The following is a 20,282-nucleotide window of genomic DNA, read 5'->3' on the forward strand; positions in this document are numbered from 1 at the left end:
CAGCTCCCTTATGAAAAAAGAATTCATGATTAAAGCAGTAGAGCTTTCCCGTAAAAACATGCAGCAAGGTGCCGGTGGACCTTTTGGTGCAGTTGTCGTTAAAGACGGCAAAATTATCGGTGAAGGATGGAATAAAGTTACTTCCTCCAACGATCCCACAGCTCATGCGGAAGTTTCTGCGATTCGTGATGCTTGCGCTAACGTTAAGAACTTCAGCCTGGAAGGCGCAGAGATTTATACTAGCTGCGAACCTTGTCCGATGTGTCTTGCGGCAATTTATTGGGCGCGTATTTCTACGATTTACTACGGCAATACACGCAAAGACGCTGCTGATATTCAGTTTGATGATGATTTCTTGTACCAAGAGATCCCTAAAGACATCAAAGATCGCCAAGTGCCGATGATTCAATGCGGACACACAGAAGCCCTTGAAGTTTTCAAAGAATGGCAGTCTAAGACAGACAAAATCCCGTACTAAAGTCCGGCACAATAAACAGGACTCCAAGCGAGGTTCTTTCTTGGAGACAATAGAGGAATGAAGTACTTTTCATTCCTCTATTTATTTTCATCAATACTATTCGCAACTTCCTGCACGACAGTGGAAAAAAAGATTCCTCGCGACGTCGCATCGCTACAGGCGACTGGCGGAATGGAAGGTATTTGGTTCTTACAAGGAACAAGCACTTCACGCGGCCCCTACAACGGCGAATTAGAGTTAAGAAAAACCAGTGATGGTACATACGATGTTATTCGTATGATCACCTACATTAACTATTTCTACGATGGCTTGAAGGTTCAGGAAGTTTGGACCGGCAAAGCTGTGACCGCCGGTGATACTTTGGTGTTGAGCTATGATTTGCGCCAAGCGGATTTTATCACGAAGCTTGGAAATCAAAAGCGTGAGCCAACTGATTTCAAAAACCCGATCACCGTTGTGACCAGATTTGTTGCCACTGACAAGGGCTTGGCGGCTCAGTACTCTGACAAAAAAGTTTCCAATTACACAGAGTGGATCACGACACGACGAAATTTGGAATCTAAACCTCTTTGGACCAATTTACGCACAAACATTGATGCTCAAGGACCGAAGATTCCGGTGGCCGTTCGCGGTGTGATTAATATTTTCAAGCGTGATGTTGATTACAATAAGGATCCTTTTGTTCAATCATTCAAGGATAGGAAAGAATTCAAAGAGGAAAGACCCTTCATTGTTTTTGATCCGACAGACTACGACTTCTATCAGGAAAACAAAGACATCATTCGTGTCGTTAATAAGATCACAGATGATATCAGCATCACCGAAGCCTCTGTGAAGCGAAATGCATACTCGCCTTCATTAAAAGAGAAGGCGAACAGCTACGATAAAAACACGGTCACTCATCACATCAATGAAATCGGCATGGTTGCAAAGGCCGAGGTCGATGCAAATGAAAAGTTAATTGCCTATCGCTATGATGGTGACTCGGCATTGTGGACGGGAATGTACATTGGCTCCCAGGCAATGCGGTATTTAAAGACCAAGGATCCAGCCGCTTTGGCAAATGTGCGAAAGTCTTTGCGTGCGATGTTCATTTTGATGGATATCACCGAAGATCCCCAGGAGTTCGCGCGAACGTTGATGCCTTATAAACCCGGCGATGCGATTCCGAATAAGTGGCATCAAGGCAAGGGCGTTTATTCAAACATGCTTTGGCTGGAGGGCGGCAACAATGACATGTTCAAGGGTCTGACTCACTCAATGATGTGGGGAAGCTTGGTCATTCCAGAATCTGATCAGGAGATCTGGAGTCATTTGCGGGACAAATCAAGAAGGCTATTGAAGCTTCGTATCTTCGACGAAAAATCCCAGAATCAAGCGCCAAGCTATGGACTGGTTGCACTGATCAACAAAGACAAGAAAGCTCAAGAGGAATACCGCTCGGCTTATCGTAAGCTTCGTTGGAAGCCATCGGGCTACAGCATGAATGCAAACTTCTATTGGCATGGAAGTGCTGACTGGAGTGGCGTAAATCTGGGCTTAGTGGGCGACATCACTGATATCAGCATTGCAGAACGCCTGGGGGAAACCGAGATTCGCAATCGCCTGCGTGAGCGCTTGATGGACACTTGGGTTACTTACAGTCCGGCTCAGCGCCACCTGTTGACGATGGTTGCATATGGCTTCGCCTATTCCAAAGGTACTCGTGGAGATGACTTCCGGGAAGACAGCAGTGACGCAAAGTTTATGGCAGCCCTTAATAGTGCAACTTGGGGACTTAGAGAGATTCCCTATCCCCGTCCAAACTTGGATGTATCCATCGATCACTCGCTGAATCCTGAATGGTGTATATCACCGATTCCACGATTGTTCTGGAAGGCTTTAAAGAAGCCGGAACCACCGAATGAATACTTCTATCAGGGGCTTTATAACTATCCAGTGTTCGAGTTCCAGGCATTTACTTCGAACTTTGTGTGGAAGGATACGGCATTTGGCTTTAAAGACAGTGCCAGTCGAGGATCTGAAAACTCCGGAGTCGACTACCTGTTTGGATACTGGCTGGCCAAGTATGTGGGCGTCCCTCACGTAGATTAGCCAATATGAGTTGTGGATAAAGCTGTTTTCCCTGTGGATAAATGGCTTCCACTAGAGGATTTTTGAAAGAACTTCCCGGTTTCAAGAAAGATTGAAATTCGGGCTGTCTGGGGATAAAAATCCCCTATGAAAAAAACCGGCAGAGACACAAAAGAGCTTAAAAATTTCGCCCTTGGCGAAGCTAAGACAGATTACCCTTCAGACTATTCTCCCGAGTCCCTTGAAGCCTTTGATAACAAAAATCCTGGCAAAATCGCCTGGACGACTTTTGTTTGCACAGAATTCACATCACTTTGTCCAAAAACAGGCCAACCGGATTTCGCAAAAGTTTTTATCAACTACATTGCCGATAAAAAAATGGTCGAATCAAAATCGTTGAAACTATATTTGTTCAGCTTCAGAAATCACGGCGATTTCCATGAGGACTGTATTCAGACAATTTGTGATGATCTTGTAAAGCTTATGAAGCCTAAGTACATCGAGGTTGTCGGCGAGTTTACTCCGCGCGGGGGAATTGCGATCTTCCCGTATGCAAGTTACGCTAGTAAAGATAAGTTCTATCAGGAACTTTGGAAAAAACGTCTAAGTGAGTTTGCTCCAGGTAAATACTCGATGGAGTTAAGCAAGCTCTACTAGTGAGGGCTTATGCGCGAAAATCTTCCCCGTGAACTTACAGAATTAGTCGATTGGTCTGTGACGGAGCTGGGGAAGGTGATTGAATTCGAAACTGGAAAATCCGGCTTCTTGAGAATTGAAAAGATCAGACGTTTTGTTAAGTCCGAACAAGCAAAAACACTGAAGGGCCTTCAGAGCCTTTATCAAGAACTTCAAGGTCTATCGACCACTGAACAATATCAAATTGCCCACGCCTTTGCCTTAATGCTGGAACTGATCAATTCCTGCGAGGCAGCTTACCGCACCCATAGACTGAAAATTGAATCCCGGAATCAAAAGCCAGCAGCTCACGGTTTCGGACGAACAATTCATGTCTTAACTGCGCATCCAACAGAGTCCCGCAATTCCGATACACTTTATTACTTTAAGAAAATTCAAAACCTACTGGAACGCAGGCTTGATCAGTTCAGTAATGATGATCAACTGGAGCTGAATGCATTGCTTAAGTGGGCGTGGCATATTCCGATGTCAAAGCAGCGCAAGCCTACGGTTATGGATGAAGCGGAGTATGTGTACGGTCTGGCTTTACAAGAAGAGATCATTGATCTTTACATCAAGCAGCGCCACAAGAAACATCCCTTCTATATTCGAACCTGGGTTGGTGGCGATAAGGACGGCCATCCTGGCGTTGATGAAACAACTATGATTGCCAGCTTAAATATGTCGCGACGAATGCTGCTGAAGTGGCTTGCAAACTCCCTTAAGGAGTATCATAGCAACATTGAGCCGTTGGTAATGGTTCATCCCCAAGAAAAACATATTGTGCTTTCGCTAAAGAAGGAAATCCGGCAGATTCAAAAAAGACTTCAGTCGTTAAAATCCATTCAGGCCCGGGATGCTAATAAACTTCACGACATGAAGGCAGCAATCGTAGAGTTAAGCAAAAATCAGAGAAAACTTTTTGGAGTGGATGCACCGGCGCTTACGCGAATACTGTCTTTTACGAAGATCTTTCCAGGACTGGTCGTTCCTTTGGAAATTCGCGAGGACAGCGGCCTGGTTCATGAAGCTTTAAATGGAAAAAGCAAGAATCCCAATATTGTCAGAATGATGAAGGCACTGGGGCGCATTTCCCCGAATCATGATCCAAAATACTATGTGCGGGGATTTGTACTAAGTAACTGCGAGACGGTTCGGGATATTGAAGCCGGCATGAAGTTGACGAAACTTTATCTTGGCGATTACCGCCTGCCGGTGGTGCCATTGTTTGAAAGTGCCCACTCATTATCTGAAGGCAGTAAAATTGTTACGGAGTTTTTAAGTGATCGTCGCAGAAAATCCATCGTAACTAAAAAATGGTCGCGCACTTTGGAAGTGATGCTGGGATACTCAGATTCTTCTAAAGAGAATGGCTCCTTTGCTTCCCGATATCTGGTGAAGACCGCAATCGCACAAATCGAGAAAGTTATTAAGAAGAATGATCTGCGACCCGTCTTCTTTCATGGCTCCGGTGGAAGCATCGAGCGCGGCGGTGGATCGGTGCAGGAGCAAACAGATTGGTGGCCCCTTTCTGCATTGGATAATGTGAAAGTCACGGTTCAAGGGGAAATGATTTATCGCAACTACTCGGCACCAGAGATCCTGGAGCGCCAGTTGGAGCGCATTATGGTGGCAAGGGATCGAAAGTTCAGTTTGCGCGAGAAGTATCCCTCAGAAAAAGTAGATCAGGCACTTTTGAAGATGGCGAACTTCACCAAAAGCCATTATCAAACCACCCTGCAGAGCCCTGACTTCTTGAAAATGATCGAGCTTGCAACGCCGTATTCGTATTTAAAGGATTTAAAGCTGGGATCCCGTCCTTCGAAACGGCAAGGCTCCGTTCAGCTAAAAAGTTTAAGAGCGATTCCATGGGTCTTGTGCTGGACACAGACGCGCACACTTTTTCCAACCTGGTGGGGAGTTGGAAGTTATTGGAAAAGTTTGAAACCTACAGAGAAGAGCTTGTACCGAAAGGCTTTAAGGGAGTCGCAATTATTCAGTTCATATATAAAAGCACTGGGCTTCACTTTGGAAAAAATGGATCTAAGAATCTTTGAATTGTATCTGGATAAATCAAAACTTCCGGATGAGGTTAAGACTCAGTATGTGCAGCAATTCCAGAAGGAGTACGCCCTTTGCAAAAAAGCTGTGCGTGAAATGACGGGGGAAAGAAATCTGCTATGGTATCGGCCATGGCTGGGGACTAGCATTTCGCTAAGATCACCGTTGATTCATCCACTCAATGTATTGCAGTTAATTGCCTTAAAAGAAAAGGATTTGCTTCTGTTGCGGGAGACGGTCACTGGGGTTGCCAGCGGGATGTTAACCACGGGATAGCGGCCTAAAAAGGTCTGATGTATACCTTTTGTACAGGTCATGAGCTGCTGGAGCGAATAGGTTTTTAATGGAATGGGTTCGATTCTTGTACTTCGGTTCGTGAATTTACTTACTGAACCAAAGGACCTTAATATGAAGATCTTTTCACTTCGTGGCGCTCTGACAGTTTCTCTTTTGCTTGTTGGCCAAAACTCATTCGCAAGCCTAACAGCAGCTCAGATTAAGGAGTGCATTTCCAACGAGATGAATGTGGTGCAAGTAATTCACCCCCTAAAGGCTGAATACCTAAGACTTGAGCGCGAAGGTTCAGTGGCAGAGCTTATTGATATTCTAAGATCAAACTCTGAGGAACTTGACGCTTTAACTTCAGAGGAGCTGGTAGGTTCTGAAGCCAAGGCCCTAACTTCTGAAATTGCGGAAGTTAAGTCTGTACTGGAAGGGGCGAACTCCTGCTCTGACGTACGTAAAGCGACTTTAGGCTTCATTAATATGTACGATAAAAAACCTCTTCTTTCATTGAATGTATTTTTTGAGAGCGATGAAAAGTTGTCAGCAGAAAAGCAGGAATGGAAGTCGGAGGCATTATCTTCCCTTAAGCGCGCTGGTTATATCAAGGCCGCAAAAAGCTTGTCCGTTTCGAGTCACCCTGCTTTGACGTTGCTGGCTGTTTCTGGTGAAACAACTTCGGTATTGAATGAGCAGTTCGAGCTTCCTTATGATGACACAATGAAATCTGCATTTAAAGCTATCGTTGGTGATGATGCCTCGGCACAAGTTTTGGAATCACGCTTGGCCGAAAAGATCCGCAAGGAAGCAGTCGCAAGAATGTCTAAAATCCTAAGTGCGGTTGACCAGCTTGTAAGCCGATAATTTGAACGTACTGAGTCTTTTAACGAGCAACCGGGTTAAAATCTCGGTTGCTACCAAAAGCCCCACCCAATACAGATCCATCAGATAAGGACTTTGTCTGAAATCGGTCGCCAAATCGGCAGCCCAAGATAAGAATATCAACTGCACAAAATAGCAGATTCCAAAGTATCTATTCCATGCAAGTTTAGAGATCATTTGCATGAAGTTAAATTTTCCCAAGAACTTGTTCACTGAATCAAGGCAAGCAAGCCTCATCCAAATAAAGATCACCGCAAATCTGCTCCAGAAAAACCAAAGTGAACCGGAGAAAACGTAATAATAGAATCCTGTCGGAGAAACCGAAACATTCCGGCGCATCGGGAACAGAGCAATTAAAACTAAAGCCATAGATAACAGCACCGGAACTTCATATTTGAATCCCCGAAACACCTTTGAGTCGGCAGGAAGATCGCGCAGTATCCTTCCGATTGAAAACCCAAGAACTGGAATGGACAGCCACGGCAATAACCCCCAACCAATTGTGGTGCTTTCACTTAAATCACCAGTGAGCATTTGATCAAGAATGGGAAGGCCGCCGAACTTTAAGGTTTGAAATGTTTCAATGGGGATCACAAGTCCGATAAGCGCAATCAAGGATACAAATGCCAGCAGTGTTTTGTTCTTGGGCAGAATTTGAACAGTGATCAGACAAACTAGAAGGTATCCATATAGATTCCAGCTCCAGCTTTGAGCATCAAGACCGGCCTGATCGTGTACCATCATTCCAAAAAGTCCAACAGCTACCAAAAGAAAGCGAAACAGATTGATATCTTTCTTGGAAAACCCAATCAGAAAAAATGAGATCAACGCCAGGATCAAACCCGAATAGCTCCAGTAGTCTACGAAGAACTGGGTAAGATACGCATAGACTGACTGGCTTCTTGTAAAGAACATATGGGACTCGCCAATGGATGATTCCCAAACATGATAGAAGGTAATTACCAGCACGGCAAAGGTTCGCAGTAAATCAAGAGCATAGAATCTGCGCTGGTTCATTGCCACATCCTTGGCAGCTGCGGCTTAAACAGTGAGTTTACCTGATTCTTCTGGGCCGCAGGCAGATCAATCACTTTGTAGCCGTCAGGATCAGCAGCACCGATAGCCGCAGTAGGTGCATCGGATGCAAATACAAAACTTTCAGACTTTTCAAAAGCTATAATATTGGCAAAAGGAACTGCCGCCAATGTCGAGTGAATGATGTCGGCACTTTCACTGGTTGGAAAATCGAATACAATGAAGCCACCAGGCGCCAGGCGATTCTTCAGGATGCGATAGAACTCCAGACTGTAGAGCTTAGAAAGTTCCACGCTGTAAGGATATGGAAAATCCAAATACACCGCATCCCAGGTTTGTTTGTTTTCGCGAAGATAGTGAAAAGCATCATCGACGACGACTTGGACATTCTTATTACTCAAAGAGTCTTCGTTAAGCGCGCGCCAGTTTAAATCTTCTTTGGCAAGCTTCAAGATCAACGGATCTAACTCTACCAGGGTGATGCCGGTTTCTTTGGGAAACTTCTTAAGCACATCACGCAAAAGCAGACCGTCGCCAGCGCCCAGAATTAGAACATTCTTAGGAGTGATACCGGCAAGTCGAAGGGAGCCCCCAAGAAAAGCTTCGTGATAGGATTTTTCATAGCGGGAATCAAACTGATATTGCCCGTTTAGCCAAAGACTGAAGTAAGAAGTGTTATCATCCTGCCCGTGAACGATATCGATTGCCTGATAAGGGCTAAGAATTCTGTTCACTTGGATATTGTTCATTAAACCATGAATATAATCAGATACTTCTGCTTGGCTGGTGATGGACTTTGGATAGTTTAAATAGTAACGAATTCGCAGCGACCATTGCTGAAGGGGGAGCTGCAAAACGCCAAACACAAGCACCAAACCAACAGCGAATGCGGCTTTTCTGGTATGAGTTTGGCGATCTGGTAAGTATTGAGCCACGTAGATGCAAAGTGATCCGCTTAGTAGCGAGATCAAAATAGCTCCGCCATAGATTTCCAAATGAGGAATCACAAGAAGTGGAACGACGATCGCGGCAAGTAATGCTCCGAAATAACTAAATGCTAGAATCTGGTTCAGGTGAATCTGATTGTTCTGATCTGGTCTAAGTCGGAATAGAAGCGGAGTTTCGTATCCCGTCAAATATCCCAAAGCTAAAGAAATCACGCCCGTACACAACACGAACGCCATCAAAAGCAATCCACTTGGAAGTCTAACGCCATAGAATTCAATCAAACCCAGGCTGGGCAGAAAGAAAAGATACGTGACCAGCATCGGAGAAACCGCACCTAAGGCCATAAGAGTGAATTCAACTTTAAAAAGGCTTCTTAAGGGATTTGCAGCTGCTGAGGATTTCTTACTGCCAAGTCCGATACCATATATGAAGAGTGCGGAAGACAGGCAAAAGCCAATGATTTCTTCCTGCAGGAAAACGGCGAAAGTTTTCGCCATCAAACTTTGATAAGCGAATCCGCAAAAGGAAAACGCAAAGGAAAGTAATTTTAATTTGCGATGATCCATTTAGAGATTAGCTCCTCATAAGCGGACAAGTTAATTAAGACGCCACCAGAAATCACCACAAACAACACGCACAGGGCTGGAAGTTCAATTCGTCGAAGTTGCTTTTCGCCACGAGCCCAAAAAAGACTACAGCCCAATGCCAGTCCTAAGTTTACTAATGCAAGAATAAGCATCACAGTCAGGGAGCCAAACTGTCTGTTTAAAAACAAAGCGAACAGAATGCCGGCCGCGAACATTCCGGCGTAATCGATAAATAGTGCTTTTTCATTCTTGGAGTTTGCAGAAGAGTCCCGCGCAAGAACCTGCATAAGCAGTGGAAGCTCCATGCCTGACAGAAGTCCAATCAGCGTGATCAAGGAATAACAAAGAGGCAATGAAATAAATCTGGAATGAACATCCGAGAAAACAAACAACAGGGGCGCCGCGATCGCAAGCAACGAAAGAACAACTTCAATCCAGATGAATGCTTTCTTAGAGTTAAGTTTTACAGGAGTAAAGTAAGCACCCGCCCCCATGGCGGCGATGTAAACGCCGGTGGTGATGGTATACTGTAAAACAACGTTGCCCCAAAGTACCGAAAGAATGCCGGCAAGAACCAGTTCATAGGCATAACTGCAAAAAGCCGTGGTAAAAATTAAGGAAAGTATAAAGCGAAATTTTGAATCCGCTTTCATCCTAATAGCCCTGAGTCGTCGCAGCGGGTATCGAGAAAATGTATGTTTGACGGATTAGTTCGTTAGCCGAGCAACTGCTGCCGTTCTTCACGCAGAAAGCAACCTTAAGGCATTGATACTGAGCCATGGCGCAGTTAGGGGCTTCGGGGCGATTTCGCAAATTTGTATTTAATGGAATGCTGTTAACCGTAGACATCGCAGGGAGTGCTGGCGTGAAAACATCCAGATTTGCTTGCGCCTGTGGCAGAGCCATTTCCCTGAAGACCTGAAGAGTCGCTTCTTTCAACAGAGAAAACTGCTCTTCAAGATTTAATGGATTGGGTTGATAAACCACCATCCATTCATCTGAAGACTCAAGATTCACTTGTAGATTGCCTGGCTCAACACAAATATCCAGACCGGCGTTCAGAGATCTTTTTGAGCAAAGGCCGGAGGCATACTCCCAACACAGACGAACAGTTTTAGCACCTGTACCGATCTTGATTACTTTTCCTGGGCAACCGTAATCATCATTAGTCGCGGTTCCGGAAGTTTGCGGGGGAGTGTCTCGCAGATAGTTTGCTTTGTCGTAGGCGCTTTTTAATGAAACAGCAAAGTTTTCGATGGCAATTTCTGAATCAAAGAATGCTCGGGACTTATCATAGCTTTTATTCAGCATTCCCATTTTGGAGATAACACCGACAATGATTACACCAACGACGACAGCAATGGCAATGACTAGCATCGCCCCGGCAAACCCACGTTGTGATCTTAATAATTTAGGCAGCATAAAGTCGACTCCTAGTTTCGTTTAAGTTGCCCGGAGGGGTACGAGGGTTTCAAGAAATAGATCAAGTCATAGGGTCTACGGTAAACAGGACGTCTTTGATTACGCATAGTCGTGGGAGTCTCTGAAGACTGGGCCATTTGAGCTGCAGAGAAGCCAAGTACGTTATCCCTAAAGGTAACTCGAACCACGCGTTCGACATCTTTGTAAGGGCTAGTGGTTTTGCATGCAGCGAGAGTCATCGCAGCGGCAGGACACCAAGTGTAGTCCCTTTTGCTGTTTTCTTGAGGAAGATATTCGCGGACTGTGATTTTAAATGTAACAGCGGCAAGTCGAAGTCTGTTCGACAATAACGGATCCTGATCGGGATTGTTCATGTCAAAACGGGTGACTTGTTTTTCAGTGACTTGAAAATCGATGATGGAGCCAAACCAAAGATCATCCCGCGTTGGCGAAATGCTTACCGTGCCAGCGGCCTGGGATCTGCCTAAGTCGATGTATAACACTCCGAATGTTTTAGCCGTTGGGCGCTGAAAGTAGATTCCCGTAGGCAAGAAGCGATCCCCCAGGCTGGGAACGGCAGTGTAATCGCTGTGCATATTGTCTCGTAGAAAGATGCCGACTGTATCAATGGGAGTTGTGGTGGCGTTCGCATTGAACAAAGCTGAAGCTAAATAGTCTGCCCGGACGAATCCCGTATTCTGGCTACTACCCGTGGAATTCCAGTTGTTAAGATTTTTTCCGCTGCCATCCTCAACGTTTATACCCTGGGAAGCAAAGTGTTTAAGATAAAATGAAATATCATTTAGCTCGGACTCAGACTGAATTCTGTTTGTAAGCGACTCACTTTGATTCGTCGCCATCGAGATCAATGTTCCCACACCATACAAAAGCACCGATCCAATCACACATGAAAGCAAAAGCTCGATAAGGGAAAACCCTTGTTGCCCTACACTCCCACTGTTAGACTTGAAAGAACATCGTGAATGGCTTTCTGTGGGGGATTTTGAATGTTTCGAAGAGACAGGTCTATCAGTCATAAATTAGTCTCGGGCTTTTCAGCTCTTGAAATGATGGTTGCGATCGGAATCCTTGCCACTATCTTCATTCTAGCAATGCCTTTCTTTAGCCAACAAGGGAAAATTATTAAAGAGATGAGAACGCCTGCAAGCTGTCAGGCGGTTCTTGATACGGCATTCTCTCGAATTAATTCACTGGGAAATTCGTTGGATAGTTATCCTGCAAAAATGAATACTAGTATGGCTGGTATGAGCGGTGCAGGTGTGGTTGGTCAACGTGCTTTCTTACCTCCAGACTTGCCCGCTGATGCGTATTCGTTTGATCCACAGTTTAAAGTGCAACGGGATAAGATGTTTGACCTGGCACCGAACAGGTATTTGTATTCACCAAATCCAGGGAAGACGATCAAAATTCCTCAGACAGCGACCACCACTAAAGATGTACCAATTCGAAGTGATGGTCTGACGCTTTATACTCCCCTGTTGCTAAAAGGTTCGATGGAGTATCTTGCAACAAAGTACAATTCCGGACATTGCAATGCTTTCTCTCCAGTTAGTTTATTAACTACGGTGGATAGTCAGGCCCTGAATAGTCAATTTCAGGGTGGTTTGAAAAATTTGAACCTGGCTCTTAAGGTGAATCGATATGACTTGGCTTCAAATAGTCAGAACAACGGTTGCGACAAATACTGGCCACGACCACGCAATGGTGGACGCACGAATGTGACTTACGAACCGCAGTTTGGTTACTCTGCTCAAACCAGACAGATCATTGGTATATTTCCAAGCTGGATGAGTGACAAAGATGGTTTGCGTGTTACTTTGCGTGCAAACTTCACCAACGAAAAGGGACAAACAGAAACTTGCGAAGGCACGAAAGACTTTTCACTTCCTGAAGACAAGCAAAACGTCGTCGATTATTTTTACGACGTAAATTACGTTAAAACCGCGGCCTCTGCGCCGGGTGCAATCATCGATAATACCAATCGGACCAATGGATTGCGTGCCGGGACGAAATGTTCCGGAACCCAAGCGAACTGCCTTGGACATCCCTTTGAAACCATCTTGACGAATCTTCAGCCTTACAATGCTTCAAATCCGAAGTGGCCCGAGAATCGTGATAGACCTTTGTGTTCGCAAACCCCCGCGAACTACATTGATCTGGTTGTTACTTTCCGAGTTTATAACATGCATAAAGATGGCGGAGTTGTCCCGATGTGCCTGGACACTTCCCGTCAGTGGTTTAAAAACTCTCCGGGCAATTGGTGTCCAGGTTCATACAACGGGGGAGCAGAAACAAGTTTTGATAAATCCTGGGACATGCGCTACACCGGCTGGGTGCCTTGTGAGCAAATGCAGTTTTGTAACTCACGACCAGACAAGGTTGAGGTTATTAAAAATTCTGGTACCAACTTTAAATTCCCTGGGATGAACGTTCAGCAGCCCTATGTGGAATACAAGTACACTTACAATCAGATCCGTGGTGATAAAGCCAATCCACGCATGTGGGGTTGTGAAATGAAGTTCGGCATCGCGATGATCGATCTGGCGGGAAATTTAAGCTACGTTCCTGCCCAGGAAAAAATGATGGATCAAGCAGGCATCGCTGGAGATCGCCGTCCACCGGTCAAAGAGATTAATCCCCACGTCTATTTCAAACCGCCTCCTTGTTACACTTGTAACTGTAAACCTTGTAAGGGTGGTAAAGGGTTGTTCGGAGGATTGTTTAACTGGGTTCTGTTCGCTGTTCTGGTCATAGTAACAATGGGTGTGGGTGCTGTGGCTTGGATTTCCATTACGGCTCTTACTATTGCGATCACAACAGGAGTTGCTGCAGTTATCTGCTACAACGGTGGATTAGGTTGCGCAAGCGATGGCGGTCGCAACTATGTACCGGATTCAGCGGGCGGTAAGTACCGCTCGTGTGATGACAGTAACAATGGCTGTAAGTGCGGGAAGAAATGTAACATCATTCGACCACCCAGTCCTGGGTGGTCAGCCCCACTTGACGATGCCATGGATATTTCGCAGCTGGAGAAGAACTCCTGCGTGCCGGGAAACACTTTCTATGTCGACAATGCGGCCTATGGCAGCTTGAATGGAATTAAACCTCAGTTGGGATACAAAACGTCCAATGGTGCTGGCAACGGATTTACTTATAATATGGATCCGAATGCTAAGGTCACGCCAGGTGATGAACTTTTGTATACAGTCTTTGATTCCAAGAACAAGCAGTTCTGTTACGTGGCTGTTCGCTGCTCGGCCGGTAAGTTCCAGGTCATCAAGGAAAGCAGTGAAGTTCCGAACGATAATACTCTTTATCCTTTGATGGGCTGTTATCCGGTGAAGGTTGCTAAGAAGATTAACTTTAACAGCACCAAACCAGGTATTGCTCAGGGTGGAAATGCTTGTCTTGAAGTTCAATTTAACAAAGGTCCACAAAATCCTCAGAATAACCAGCTGTGGAAATGGTCCGACTTCAACGAACAATGTAGTGTGACTAACAGTTCCAGTGCGCCATCTTCAGATCCACGGGTTGTGGCGGGAAGCTGTCCTGTGACGTCCCCTATTGTTCCGGTGGGTGCTCAGCAAGTCACTACGGGATCGGGTTGTGCGTTGCCGACGGCGGATCCAAATGATCTTGTGGGTATGAACTTCGCCTGCCAGCACTCGAAGCTTTCTTGGGATCCGTGTTTGAATTCAAACTCCAAGACGGGCCCTACAACTTGTCCGAAATGGTGCTATGCAGACTGTAAGGTTCCTGAATACGTGCCAGAGCATCCTTGGATGGACGCTCCTCACAATGTTCAGAAGTACTATGAGAACATGGGATCGGGAGATGCGGGATTGCCGTTCTGCACGATGGATAGAAAACTATTTGATGCTATCCTTTAAGAATGACGGAAAAAGGTAATCAAAGAATCTACGGTTTTGATCTTCTAAGAATCGCCACGATGATGGCGATTCTTTACTTTCATGTTTGGCAGTACACGTTCTTTCAAGATGTGATTTCACTCCCTCCTGAAATTTCCAACTATCACAATCTTACGGGTTGGGTTGGTGATACTTTCAAGTACGGTGGCCTGTTCATCGTGGCTTTAAGTTTCTTCCTAATTGGATTGAAGGCGCGAACCAAGCAATCAATGAGATTCTTTGTCCTTATCTTTGGACTTCTGACTCTTTCGATATCCACGGCCTCAGAACCGTTGAATCCGGCGACTTGGGATTGGGATGTCTATTCCTATTTGATATTCTCCTTATTGCTAGTTCTGGCGCTGCCTCGAAATATTATTCTAAGGGGAGCATTGATCTTCGCAAGCACCGCCTTGTTATGTGTGCCCTTTGATCAGTATGAGTCGCTTTTGAATATTCAGAATGCTGTGCAGTTTTCCGGATGGAATTTGGTGCCGTGGCTGGCATTGCCGGTACTATTTCATTCACTTGCAGTTGTGTGGTCCAAGAAAGTTCCACAAACCTTGAAGGCTATTAAAAACTGGGAATGGCCAGTTTGGATTGGCGCAATCATTTTGATGTTTGTGATCACACCTGACTACGGTCCTTTCCCGGCTGGGTCAGGATTTGAAGCTTATGTGTTTAAGTTGAAGCCGCTCATGTTCTGGAAGCATTTTCTGGTGTTTACATTCTTAATGCGCGCAAGCCTTGATCCTAGAATCAGCACGGCATTGGGAAAAGCAAAGGGCATGCAGTGGTTCTCGAACCTTGCCTGGAACAAACACTTTGGTGTCGCCTACTTTATGCATTTGGCGTTCCTGCCAATGGGACTGCACTTCATGGACTTCTGGAGTCAATACACAAGAGCTTTCGAATGGCTATGGTTGTTCATTTTTGTCGCGGTAGAAATTGTTGTACGCTCTATCTATGCGCTGCAGGTGGCCTTCAAAACCAAAGTGGTGCGCTTGCTTAGTTAGCCAGTGGCACCGCGATGACCGTCAGATAGAATTTGCCTTTAGTGGTTGAAAACGGAATCTGCATTCCCGCGGATCCCTGATGGCAGCTGATCAAACTGCCTGCGCCAATCAGTACTTTCGGAACTGTCAGCTGAACGCCGAAGTTAGTGATTTCGGATTTGGCATTACCAAAGATGATATTGTTGATTTCCCCAACGGCATCCTGATTGTCAGCGTTGAGCTCGGTTTGTTCTTCCATCAGCATGGTGGAAACAACTTCCAGATAGCTGTTTTTATCAAATGAAATTGCCAGGTATCCAGAGTACGATTGCGACTTAATTTCTACCACCGACGAGATTTCACCCATCAATGGATCATGGGGAGATTTGGTCTCAGCTTTCCCCATAGTGATGTTCTGAACGCCAAATTGTGCGAAGACATTGGTGGTCGCCTTGATGATGGCATTGATCACCCTCACGTCCACAGCATACTTATTGGCAGAGCCAGCCGAAGATGGTGCGCCACCCTCGCCATTTAGAATTTTTATCATCGTCTGAATGAGCTCTTCCGCTGTGATGGGCTTTTTAAGCATCGTACAGTGACGAAGGGAATCCGGCAGATCGGTGCTGTCTCTTTGGGTGACAACGATAAGGCTCGCGTCCTGGGTGTTCTTATACGTATGCAGACCATACACAAAACCACCGTCCATCAGACGGGGAACCTCTGTATCTATAAGAACCATATCAAATTTTTGATTCTCAGTTTTGATCGCCGCTTCAGCGCCGTCTTTTGCACGGACGACAATGGGTGAAATATCTGAATCACGCAATAGCTTGCCCAATGGCTCACGAACCAAATTATCAAGACCTGAATTGTTATCGACAATAAGAATCGTTTTTCGAGTCTTCATGGTTTTATGGCCCGCTCAAAGTGGTTTAGATTGTGAGGGAATACATGAAGATGCAGGTCACCCTATTAATTTATCGGTGTGTGCAGTAAGTAACTTAACAAAGCCGTCATGAAGTAATTTTGATTGTGAGAAAATTTGATATCGATAGAAGGTGAGTAATCCTCTGTCAGTTTATTTTGATTCGCCCTCAGTAGCTTAATGGACGGTTTCGATTTTTGTTGTTTACGAACGAGACGAAGCCACTATTTTTCTGGCTTATTGTTCAGTTGTTTTTCTGAACCATCCTGTTTGGCCCCGCTGGCGGAGCATTTTTCGGGTAAAACCGCGTTTTAGGCGTATTCAAATTCTACATAAATTTCATATAGTTAATCATTATTATTTATGATTTGTATAAGAAAGGCCCAGTTTAATAATAACTTAGATATATCACGCTGCATCATAGATCGGTTATACCTCTCCTCGTTCCAAAACATTAACCGTAAGGAGAATTTTATGATGAAGACTATGGTGATCTCTATTTTGCTACTTGGCTCTCTATCTGCTCAGGCGGAAACTCTTACCACTATTGGTTGGGGCAGAGATGGTGCAACACTTGCCTCTATGCCGGCAAAAGACTCCATTCAATTGGCAGCGGAAGTTTACGAAGCTCTTGGCGGTAGTGGCGAAAAATTGGATTTCGAAGCTGATGATTTTGCTATCGAAGCAAACCAAGATGGAATTTCTATTGTAGTTGCAGGTAAGGGTGTTCAAGTCTCGAAGAATGCAAGTAACAATATGGATGTGAAGCTTCAAGGTTCTGTGGCTGAATATCTTTATGAAAATTTGAATGTTGCCCCTACAAACAGAGTAGGTGCTTCCAGCAAACAAGCAGGAAACGTAGTATGCGCTCAGGGCATGGGTTCTGGCGGCAAGAAGCTTCACCAATGTATCGTTTACAACGTTCTTGCGGTCCAAATGTCCAACTAGTAAATTCTGGTTCCAGCGAGGCGTTTATGAAGAAGGTTTTTTCGATCTTGGTTTGCTCAGTTCTTATTGGGTTTCAAGCTCCAGCTGCAGGTCCCATCGTGATTGCAGGTACTGGCAACCCAGCTTCGGCTTTATGTGTGAAGCTGTATGGGGTTGAGGTTGCTGTGCAAGACAAGCAGGGCCAAAGCACTCTGTGCGCATTTGGTGCGGCCTTGATCGAAGAATGGACTTTGATGTCGGCTTACCGAAAGCCAACGCCTCCGCAAGCTGTAGAGGCTTTGTTGGGTTCAGCTACGCCAAACTGCAAAAAGCTGGGTGGCAAGGTTGTATCGGTTCAGGAGCGAAGAAGTGGCACGGCCATTCCTCTTTGCGAATTCCCGGATGGTTCTTTGATTGGCCTGGAGACTCTTAAAAAGGGAGTCAACGCCGGTGAAAACCAACAGTTGATTAATCTACTAGTAAAGTAATTGAATTATTAAACACCACGACTGAGTATCGTGGTGTTTTTCTTTATACGACTTGAAATAGATCCAGACACATTCCAAAAATTTCTTCTGTGTCCCCTGCCGCAATTTTTTTGTGCGATTTTTCAACCGCATCCAAAAACAGTTTTCTTAAACTTGCGTACTCATCTTTCCCCAATGTGAAAGTCGCAGAGACATGCAGGTCATTTTCATTGGAAGCTTGTAGTGCCTTGATAGCTTGCAGCCGAGTGTGCATCTGATAGTTGATTTCCAGTGGCGAGGTCTTTGGTAAATGAAAGTTGTGCCCTTGGTAAGTATACTCATTGCGGTTCTTCTTAATCACGAGTTGATGTTCTTCAAGGGCTTTCAGGCACTCCAGAACTTTCTTTTCCGGAAGACCCAGGCGTTTCGCCAAGGCCTCGGCAGTTTGATAGTGCGGTGAACTTGTTGCGACATGAATAGTATTGGGAATCCAGGAGCCGAAGTAGTATTTGGTAAAGGCATCATCTTCACTTAGTTTTTTCGCAGCAACCCGTCCATCAACTTTTGTTGCGGCCTTTGCGATAACCTTCGCTTGATCGCGTAAATGAGTTTTCAATTCGTGACTGGAAGCCCGACTGATTCTTACGAGCAATACAAAGTACTCTTTTTCTGTGGTGGAAAATTGAAGATGATTCACCAAACGGAAGGCGTGGTCCTCTGTCAGTTCTGCATTACCGTTTAATACTTGGGATAAGTACGCCGCCTGACATTGCATGGCCTTCGCAAGCTCCGCACGCAAGCCTCTTTGGGCCTGTGGATGGGAGACATAGTAACTAAGAAACTCGCGGTAATCAGTGAAATCAAAGAGTGTTTTCATGCCTTAATAATACTTAATGATTTATTTATAAACAAGACAGGCAAACTATATGTTTTATTAAGGAACAGCTTTTTATCTGGACAGAAGAGTGATTGGTTTTGGGGTCGTAAATTATGTCTGCTGCTGGCAGCTCGCAAAGAGCTGCCAACAGATTGGCCGCCTTGTCTAATCTATAATTTTCAAAGTTTCGATGCCGCAAGAGCTGTCCACGACAACTTGAATTTCGTAATCAGATTTATAAATCCAACCACCCAACATATATGCTGTCGAGCCAGTTTCAGAATCTTGGTTAACTTTCTTCAATGAATTCTTAATAATACCGCCGGATTCAAAGCCATAGGCTTTCGCCTTTAGATCAATATTCAATTTAGCAACTTTCAATACAGCCGTATTGCAGTCAGAAGCAAAAACCATCGAAGACATTAACATAAGACCTAAAATTGTTGTCACGTTTCTCATAATTCACCTATCTATATAAAAAAAATTAAATAATAAAGAGTAAAAGCCAACTGAATCGTCGGCTTTTCCTCGCTTGGATTTACTGGCAAGCAGCGATATTTTCGACCTTATAGCCAATAACGGTATTATTGTCGAAAACGTACGTCAGTCCCACGATGGTCTTGCAATTGCTTGAAGTGATTTGAACATCAAGATTGTCATCGCCACCGATTTCCACTTTTTGAACGGCTTCGCCATTCAGTGCTGCCATAACGCTCGCATCAGAAAGGGCAGCATAAACTTTTTGCAGAGAATCGTTGTAGTCTGCAAATGCAGAAGAGGCGGTTGTAAGAATAAACAGGGATAGAAGGAAAATTTTTTTCATTTGAACTCCTTAGTTTTTATTTAAAATTGGTTTTATCTTTGCAAGAATTCCATCTGAACTGCTTTTGGATAGATAGTCTTACTCAGCACATGGGCACGGAAATATCCTGGGTTAGTTACTGCAGTAAGATCGATCGCCATTTCAAGTTTGCTGGAATCAGAGCAGACACCAAAAACCTTCAGAACACCATTTTGAAGCTGAGATACGCCTTTGCATTGCAGCTCTTTGTCCATGGAGTTTTGAATTAGGTAGACGATGCCGTGCTTTGTGAAAATAACCGTGTTCTTATCGCCTATTTCATTTGTCGGGCCGGTGACCTGATATGTACCAGTAAGGTAAGGTGCAGCGCCGCCTTGCGCGTAGCTTTGTGAAGTCAGTAACGACAGTAGTACTGTAATTCCAATTGTCATAATGGATGTTTGCATAATTTTTTCCTTCTTAAGTTTGAAATGTGTTTTTATTTAATAGAGCAGGTGTATCTTGCCCAGATGCCGCCGCCCAGGACGTAGTCCAAAGCAACCGTTGAGTTTGGATGAATAAAGACAGACCCCTCGCCGGTGGAATACCATTGAATATCGTCAAACTTCGTACAGTTGGCATTGATTTCGCGGTAGGCGCCTTCAAGGTTGAATCTTGAACCATAGTGACTATCACTGCCCAGATACTTCACGTCACCAACGCAGGTACCTGTATTAGTACCTTTGATCGCGACCTTGCCATCTTTGAATTGAAGTAAAATTTCGGCATCTGCCTGCGTATATTTACCAGCTCTTTCAAGGTTGCAGACATAGCGTGTATTATTGGCAAATGCTGTTGAACCAAGGCCTAAAAGTAAAAGTGCACAGAATACTTGTTTCATCGAGAACTCCTTTATTGTTTTGAATGTCTTTTGT

20 protein-coding genes are annotated in these 20,282 nt (G+C 44.8%); 9 read left to right on the forward strand and 11 right to left on the reverse strand.

The features are described from left to right. The first annotated feature begins 10 nt into the window (after positions 1-10). The 5 genes from ACLVWU_RS00395 (at position 11) to ACLVWU_RS00415 (ending at position 6,433) form a co-directional block, all read left to right on the forward strand. Positions 11-478 carry a nucleoside deaminase gene (locus ACLVWU_RS00395; RefSeq protein ID WP_413576479.1) on the forward strand — a complete coding sequence of 156 codons (468 nt, stop codon included), beginning with the start codon at positions 11-13 and terminating at the stop codon, positions 476-478. A gap of 57 nt (positions 479-535) precedes the next feature. Then, positions 536-2,572 (forward strand): hypothetical protein, encoded by a 2,037-nt coding sequence (locus tag ACLVWU_RS00400; RefSeq protein ID WP_413576481.1) that lies wholly within the window; start codon positions 536-538, stop codon positions 2,570-2,572. Positions 2,573-2,698: 126 nt separating this feature from the next. Then, positions 2,699-3,208 carry a preQ(1) synthase gene (queF, locus tag ACLVWU_RS00405; protein ID WP_413576482.1) on the forward strand — a complete coding sequence of 170 codons (510 nt, stop codon included), beginning with the start codon at positions 2,699-2,701 and terminating at the stop codon, positions 3,206-3,208. A gap of 9 nt (positions 3,209-3,217) precedes the next feature. Further along, positions 3,218-5,563 (forward strand): phosphoenolpyruvate carboxylase, encoded by a 2,346-nt coding sequence (locus ACLVWU_RS00410; RefSeq protein WP_413576484.1) that lies wholly within the window; start codon positions 3,218-3,220, stop codon positions 5,561-5,563. Positions 5,564-5,695: 132 nt separating this feature from the next. Further along, on the forward strand, positions 5,696-6,433 hold the full coding sequence (locus tag ACLVWU_RS00415) for a hypothetical protein (RefSeq protein WP_413576485.1): 738 nt from the start codon (positions 5,696-5,698) through the stop codon (positions 6,431-6,433). On the opposite strand, the gene ACLVWU_RS00420 is transcribed toward ACLVWU_RS00415, so the two are convergent. From ACLVWU_RS00420 to ACLVWU_RS00440, 5 genes are read right to left on the reverse strand one after another with little or no spacing between them, the layout of a single operon-like run. Next, positions 6,401-7,468 (reverse strand): hypothetical protein, encoded by a 1,068-nt coding sequence (locus ACLVWU_RS00420; protein ID WP_413576486.1) that lies wholly within the window; start codon positions 7,466-7,468, stop codon positions 6,401-6,403. The genes ACLVWU_RS00415 and ACLVWU_RS00420 overlap by 33 nt on opposite strands. Further along, positions 7,465-9,000 carry a spermidine synthase gene (locus ACLVWU_RS00425; protein ID WP_413576488.1) on the reverse strand — a complete coding sequence of 512 codons (1,536 nt, stop codon included), beginning with the start codon at positions 8,998-9,000 and terminating at the stop codon, positions 7,465-7,467. The genes ACLVWU_RS00420 and ACLVWU_RS00425 overlap by 4 nt, the downstream gene beginning before the upstream one ends. Next, complete coding sequence (locus ACLVWU_RS00430; protein WP_413576490.1) at positions 8,982-9,674, reverse strand: hypothetical protein; 693 nt, start codon at positions 9,672-9,674, stop codon at positions 8,982-8,984. The genes ACLVWU_RS00425 and ACLVWU_RS00430 overlap by 19 nt, the downstream gene beginning before the upstream one ends. A 1-nt stretch (position 9,675) precedes the next feature. Then, positions 9,676-10,443 (reverse strand): hypothetical protein, encoded by a 768-nt coding sequence (locus ACLVWU_RS00435; RefSeq protein ID WP_413576491.1) that lies wholly within the window; start codon positions 10,441-10,443, stop codon positions 9,676-9,678. 11 nt (positions 10,444-10,454) lie between these two features. Beyond that, positions 10,455-11,480 (reverse strand): type II secretion system protein J, encoded by a 1,026-nt coding sequence (locus tag ACLVWU_RS00440; protein WP_413576492.1) that lies wholly within the window; start codon positions 11,478-11,480, stop codon positions 10,455-10,457. Between ACLVWU_RS00440 and ACLVWU_RS00445 the strand changes: the two genes are divergently transcribed. Together ACLVWU_RS00445 and ACLVWU_RS00450 are read left to right on the forward strand one after the other, a co-directional pair. Next, positions 11,451-14,354 carry a type II secretion system protein gene (locus ACLVWU_RS00445; protein WP_413576493.1) on the forward strand — a complete coding sequence of 968 codons (2,904 nt, stop codon included), beginning with the start codon at positions 11,451-11,453 and terminating at the stop codon, positions 14,352-14,354. The genes ACLVWU_RS00440 and ACLVWU_RS00445 overlap by 30 nt on opposite strands. A gap of 2 nt (positions 14,355-14,356) precedes the next feature. Then, entirely contained in the window at positions 14,357-15,388 is a 1,032-nt protein-coding gene (locus tag ACLVWU_RS00450) for a hypothetical protein (protein ID WP_413576494.1), read from the forward strand. Here the strand turns inward: ACLVWU_RS00450 and ACLVWU_RS00455 are convergent. Further along, a complete protein-coding gene (locus tag ACLVWU_RS00455; protein ID WP_413576495.1) occupies positions 15,381-16,277 on the reverse strand; it encodes a chemotaxis protein CheX in 897 nt (298 codons plus the stop codon). The two genes, ACLVWU_RS00450 and ACLVWU_RS00455, sit on opposite strands and share 8 nt — an antisense overlap. A gap of 492 nt (positions 16,278-16,769) precedes the next feature. Between ACLVWU_RS00455 and ACLVWU_RS00460 the strand changes: the two genes are divergently transcribed. Together ACLVWU_RS00460 and ACLVWU_RS00465 are read left to right on the forward strand one after the other, a co-directional pair. After that, entirely contained in the window at positions 16,770-17,243 is a 474-nt protein-coding gene (locus ACLVWU_RS00460) for a hypothetical protein (RefSeq protein ID WP_413576496.1), read from the forward strand. Between the two features lie 26 nt (positions 17,244-17,269). Further along, complete coding sequence (locus tag ACLVWU_RS00465; protein ID WP_413576497.1) at positions 17,270-17,710, forward strand: DUF333 domain-containing protein; 441 nt, start codon at positions 17,270-17,272, stop codon at positions 17,708-17,710. A 43-nt stretch (positions 17,711-17,753) separates the two neighbouring features. Here ACLVWU_RS00465 and ACLVWU_RS00470 read toward each other — a convergent pair whose 3' ends face one another. The 5 genes from ACLVWU_RS00470 to ACLVWU_RS00490 form a co-directional block, all read right to left on the reverse strand. After that, positions 17,754-18,566, reverse strand: coding sequence for a TIGR02147 family protein (locus ACLVWU_RS00470; protein WP_413576498.1), 813 nt, complete (start codon positions 18,564-18,566; stop codon positions 17,754-17,756). A 165-nt stretch (positions 18,567-18,731) separates the two neighbouring features. After that, positions 18,732-19,025 carry a hypothetical protein gene (locus ACLVWU_RS00475; protein WP_413576499.1) on the reverse strand — a complete coding sequence of 98 codons (294 nt, stop codon included), beginning with the start codon at positions 19,023-19,025 and terminating at the stop codon, positions 18,732-18,734. Between the two features lie 79 nt (positions 19,026-19,104). Beyond that, positions 19,105-19,389 carry a hypothetical protein gene (locus ACLVWU_RS00480; protein WP_413576500.1) on the reverse strand — a complete coding sequence of 95 codons (285 nt, stop codon included), beginning with the start codon at positions 19,387-19,389 and terminating at the stop codon, positions 19,105-19,107. Between the two features lie 32 nt (positions 19,390-19,421). Continuing rightward, complete coding sequence (locus ACLVWU_RS00485) at positions 19,422-19,814, reverse strand: hypothetical protein (protein WP_413576501.1); 393 nt, start codon at positions 19,812-19,814, stop codon at positions 19,422-19,424. Positions 19,815-19,846: 32 nt separating this feature from the next. Continuing rightward, positions 19,847-20,248, reverse strand: a complete 402-nt coding sequence (locus ACLVWU_RS00490; RefSeq protein ID WP_413576502.1) for a hypothetical protein — start codon at positions 20,246-20,248, stop codon at positions 19,847-19,849. Positions 20,249-20,282 lie beyond the last annotated feature (34 nt).

The organism is Bdellovibrio sp. HCB290 (genome assembly GCF_047305925.1).
Lineage (GTDB): Bacteria > Bdellovibrionota > Bdellovibrionia > Bdellovibrionales > Bdellovibrionaceae > Bdellovibrio.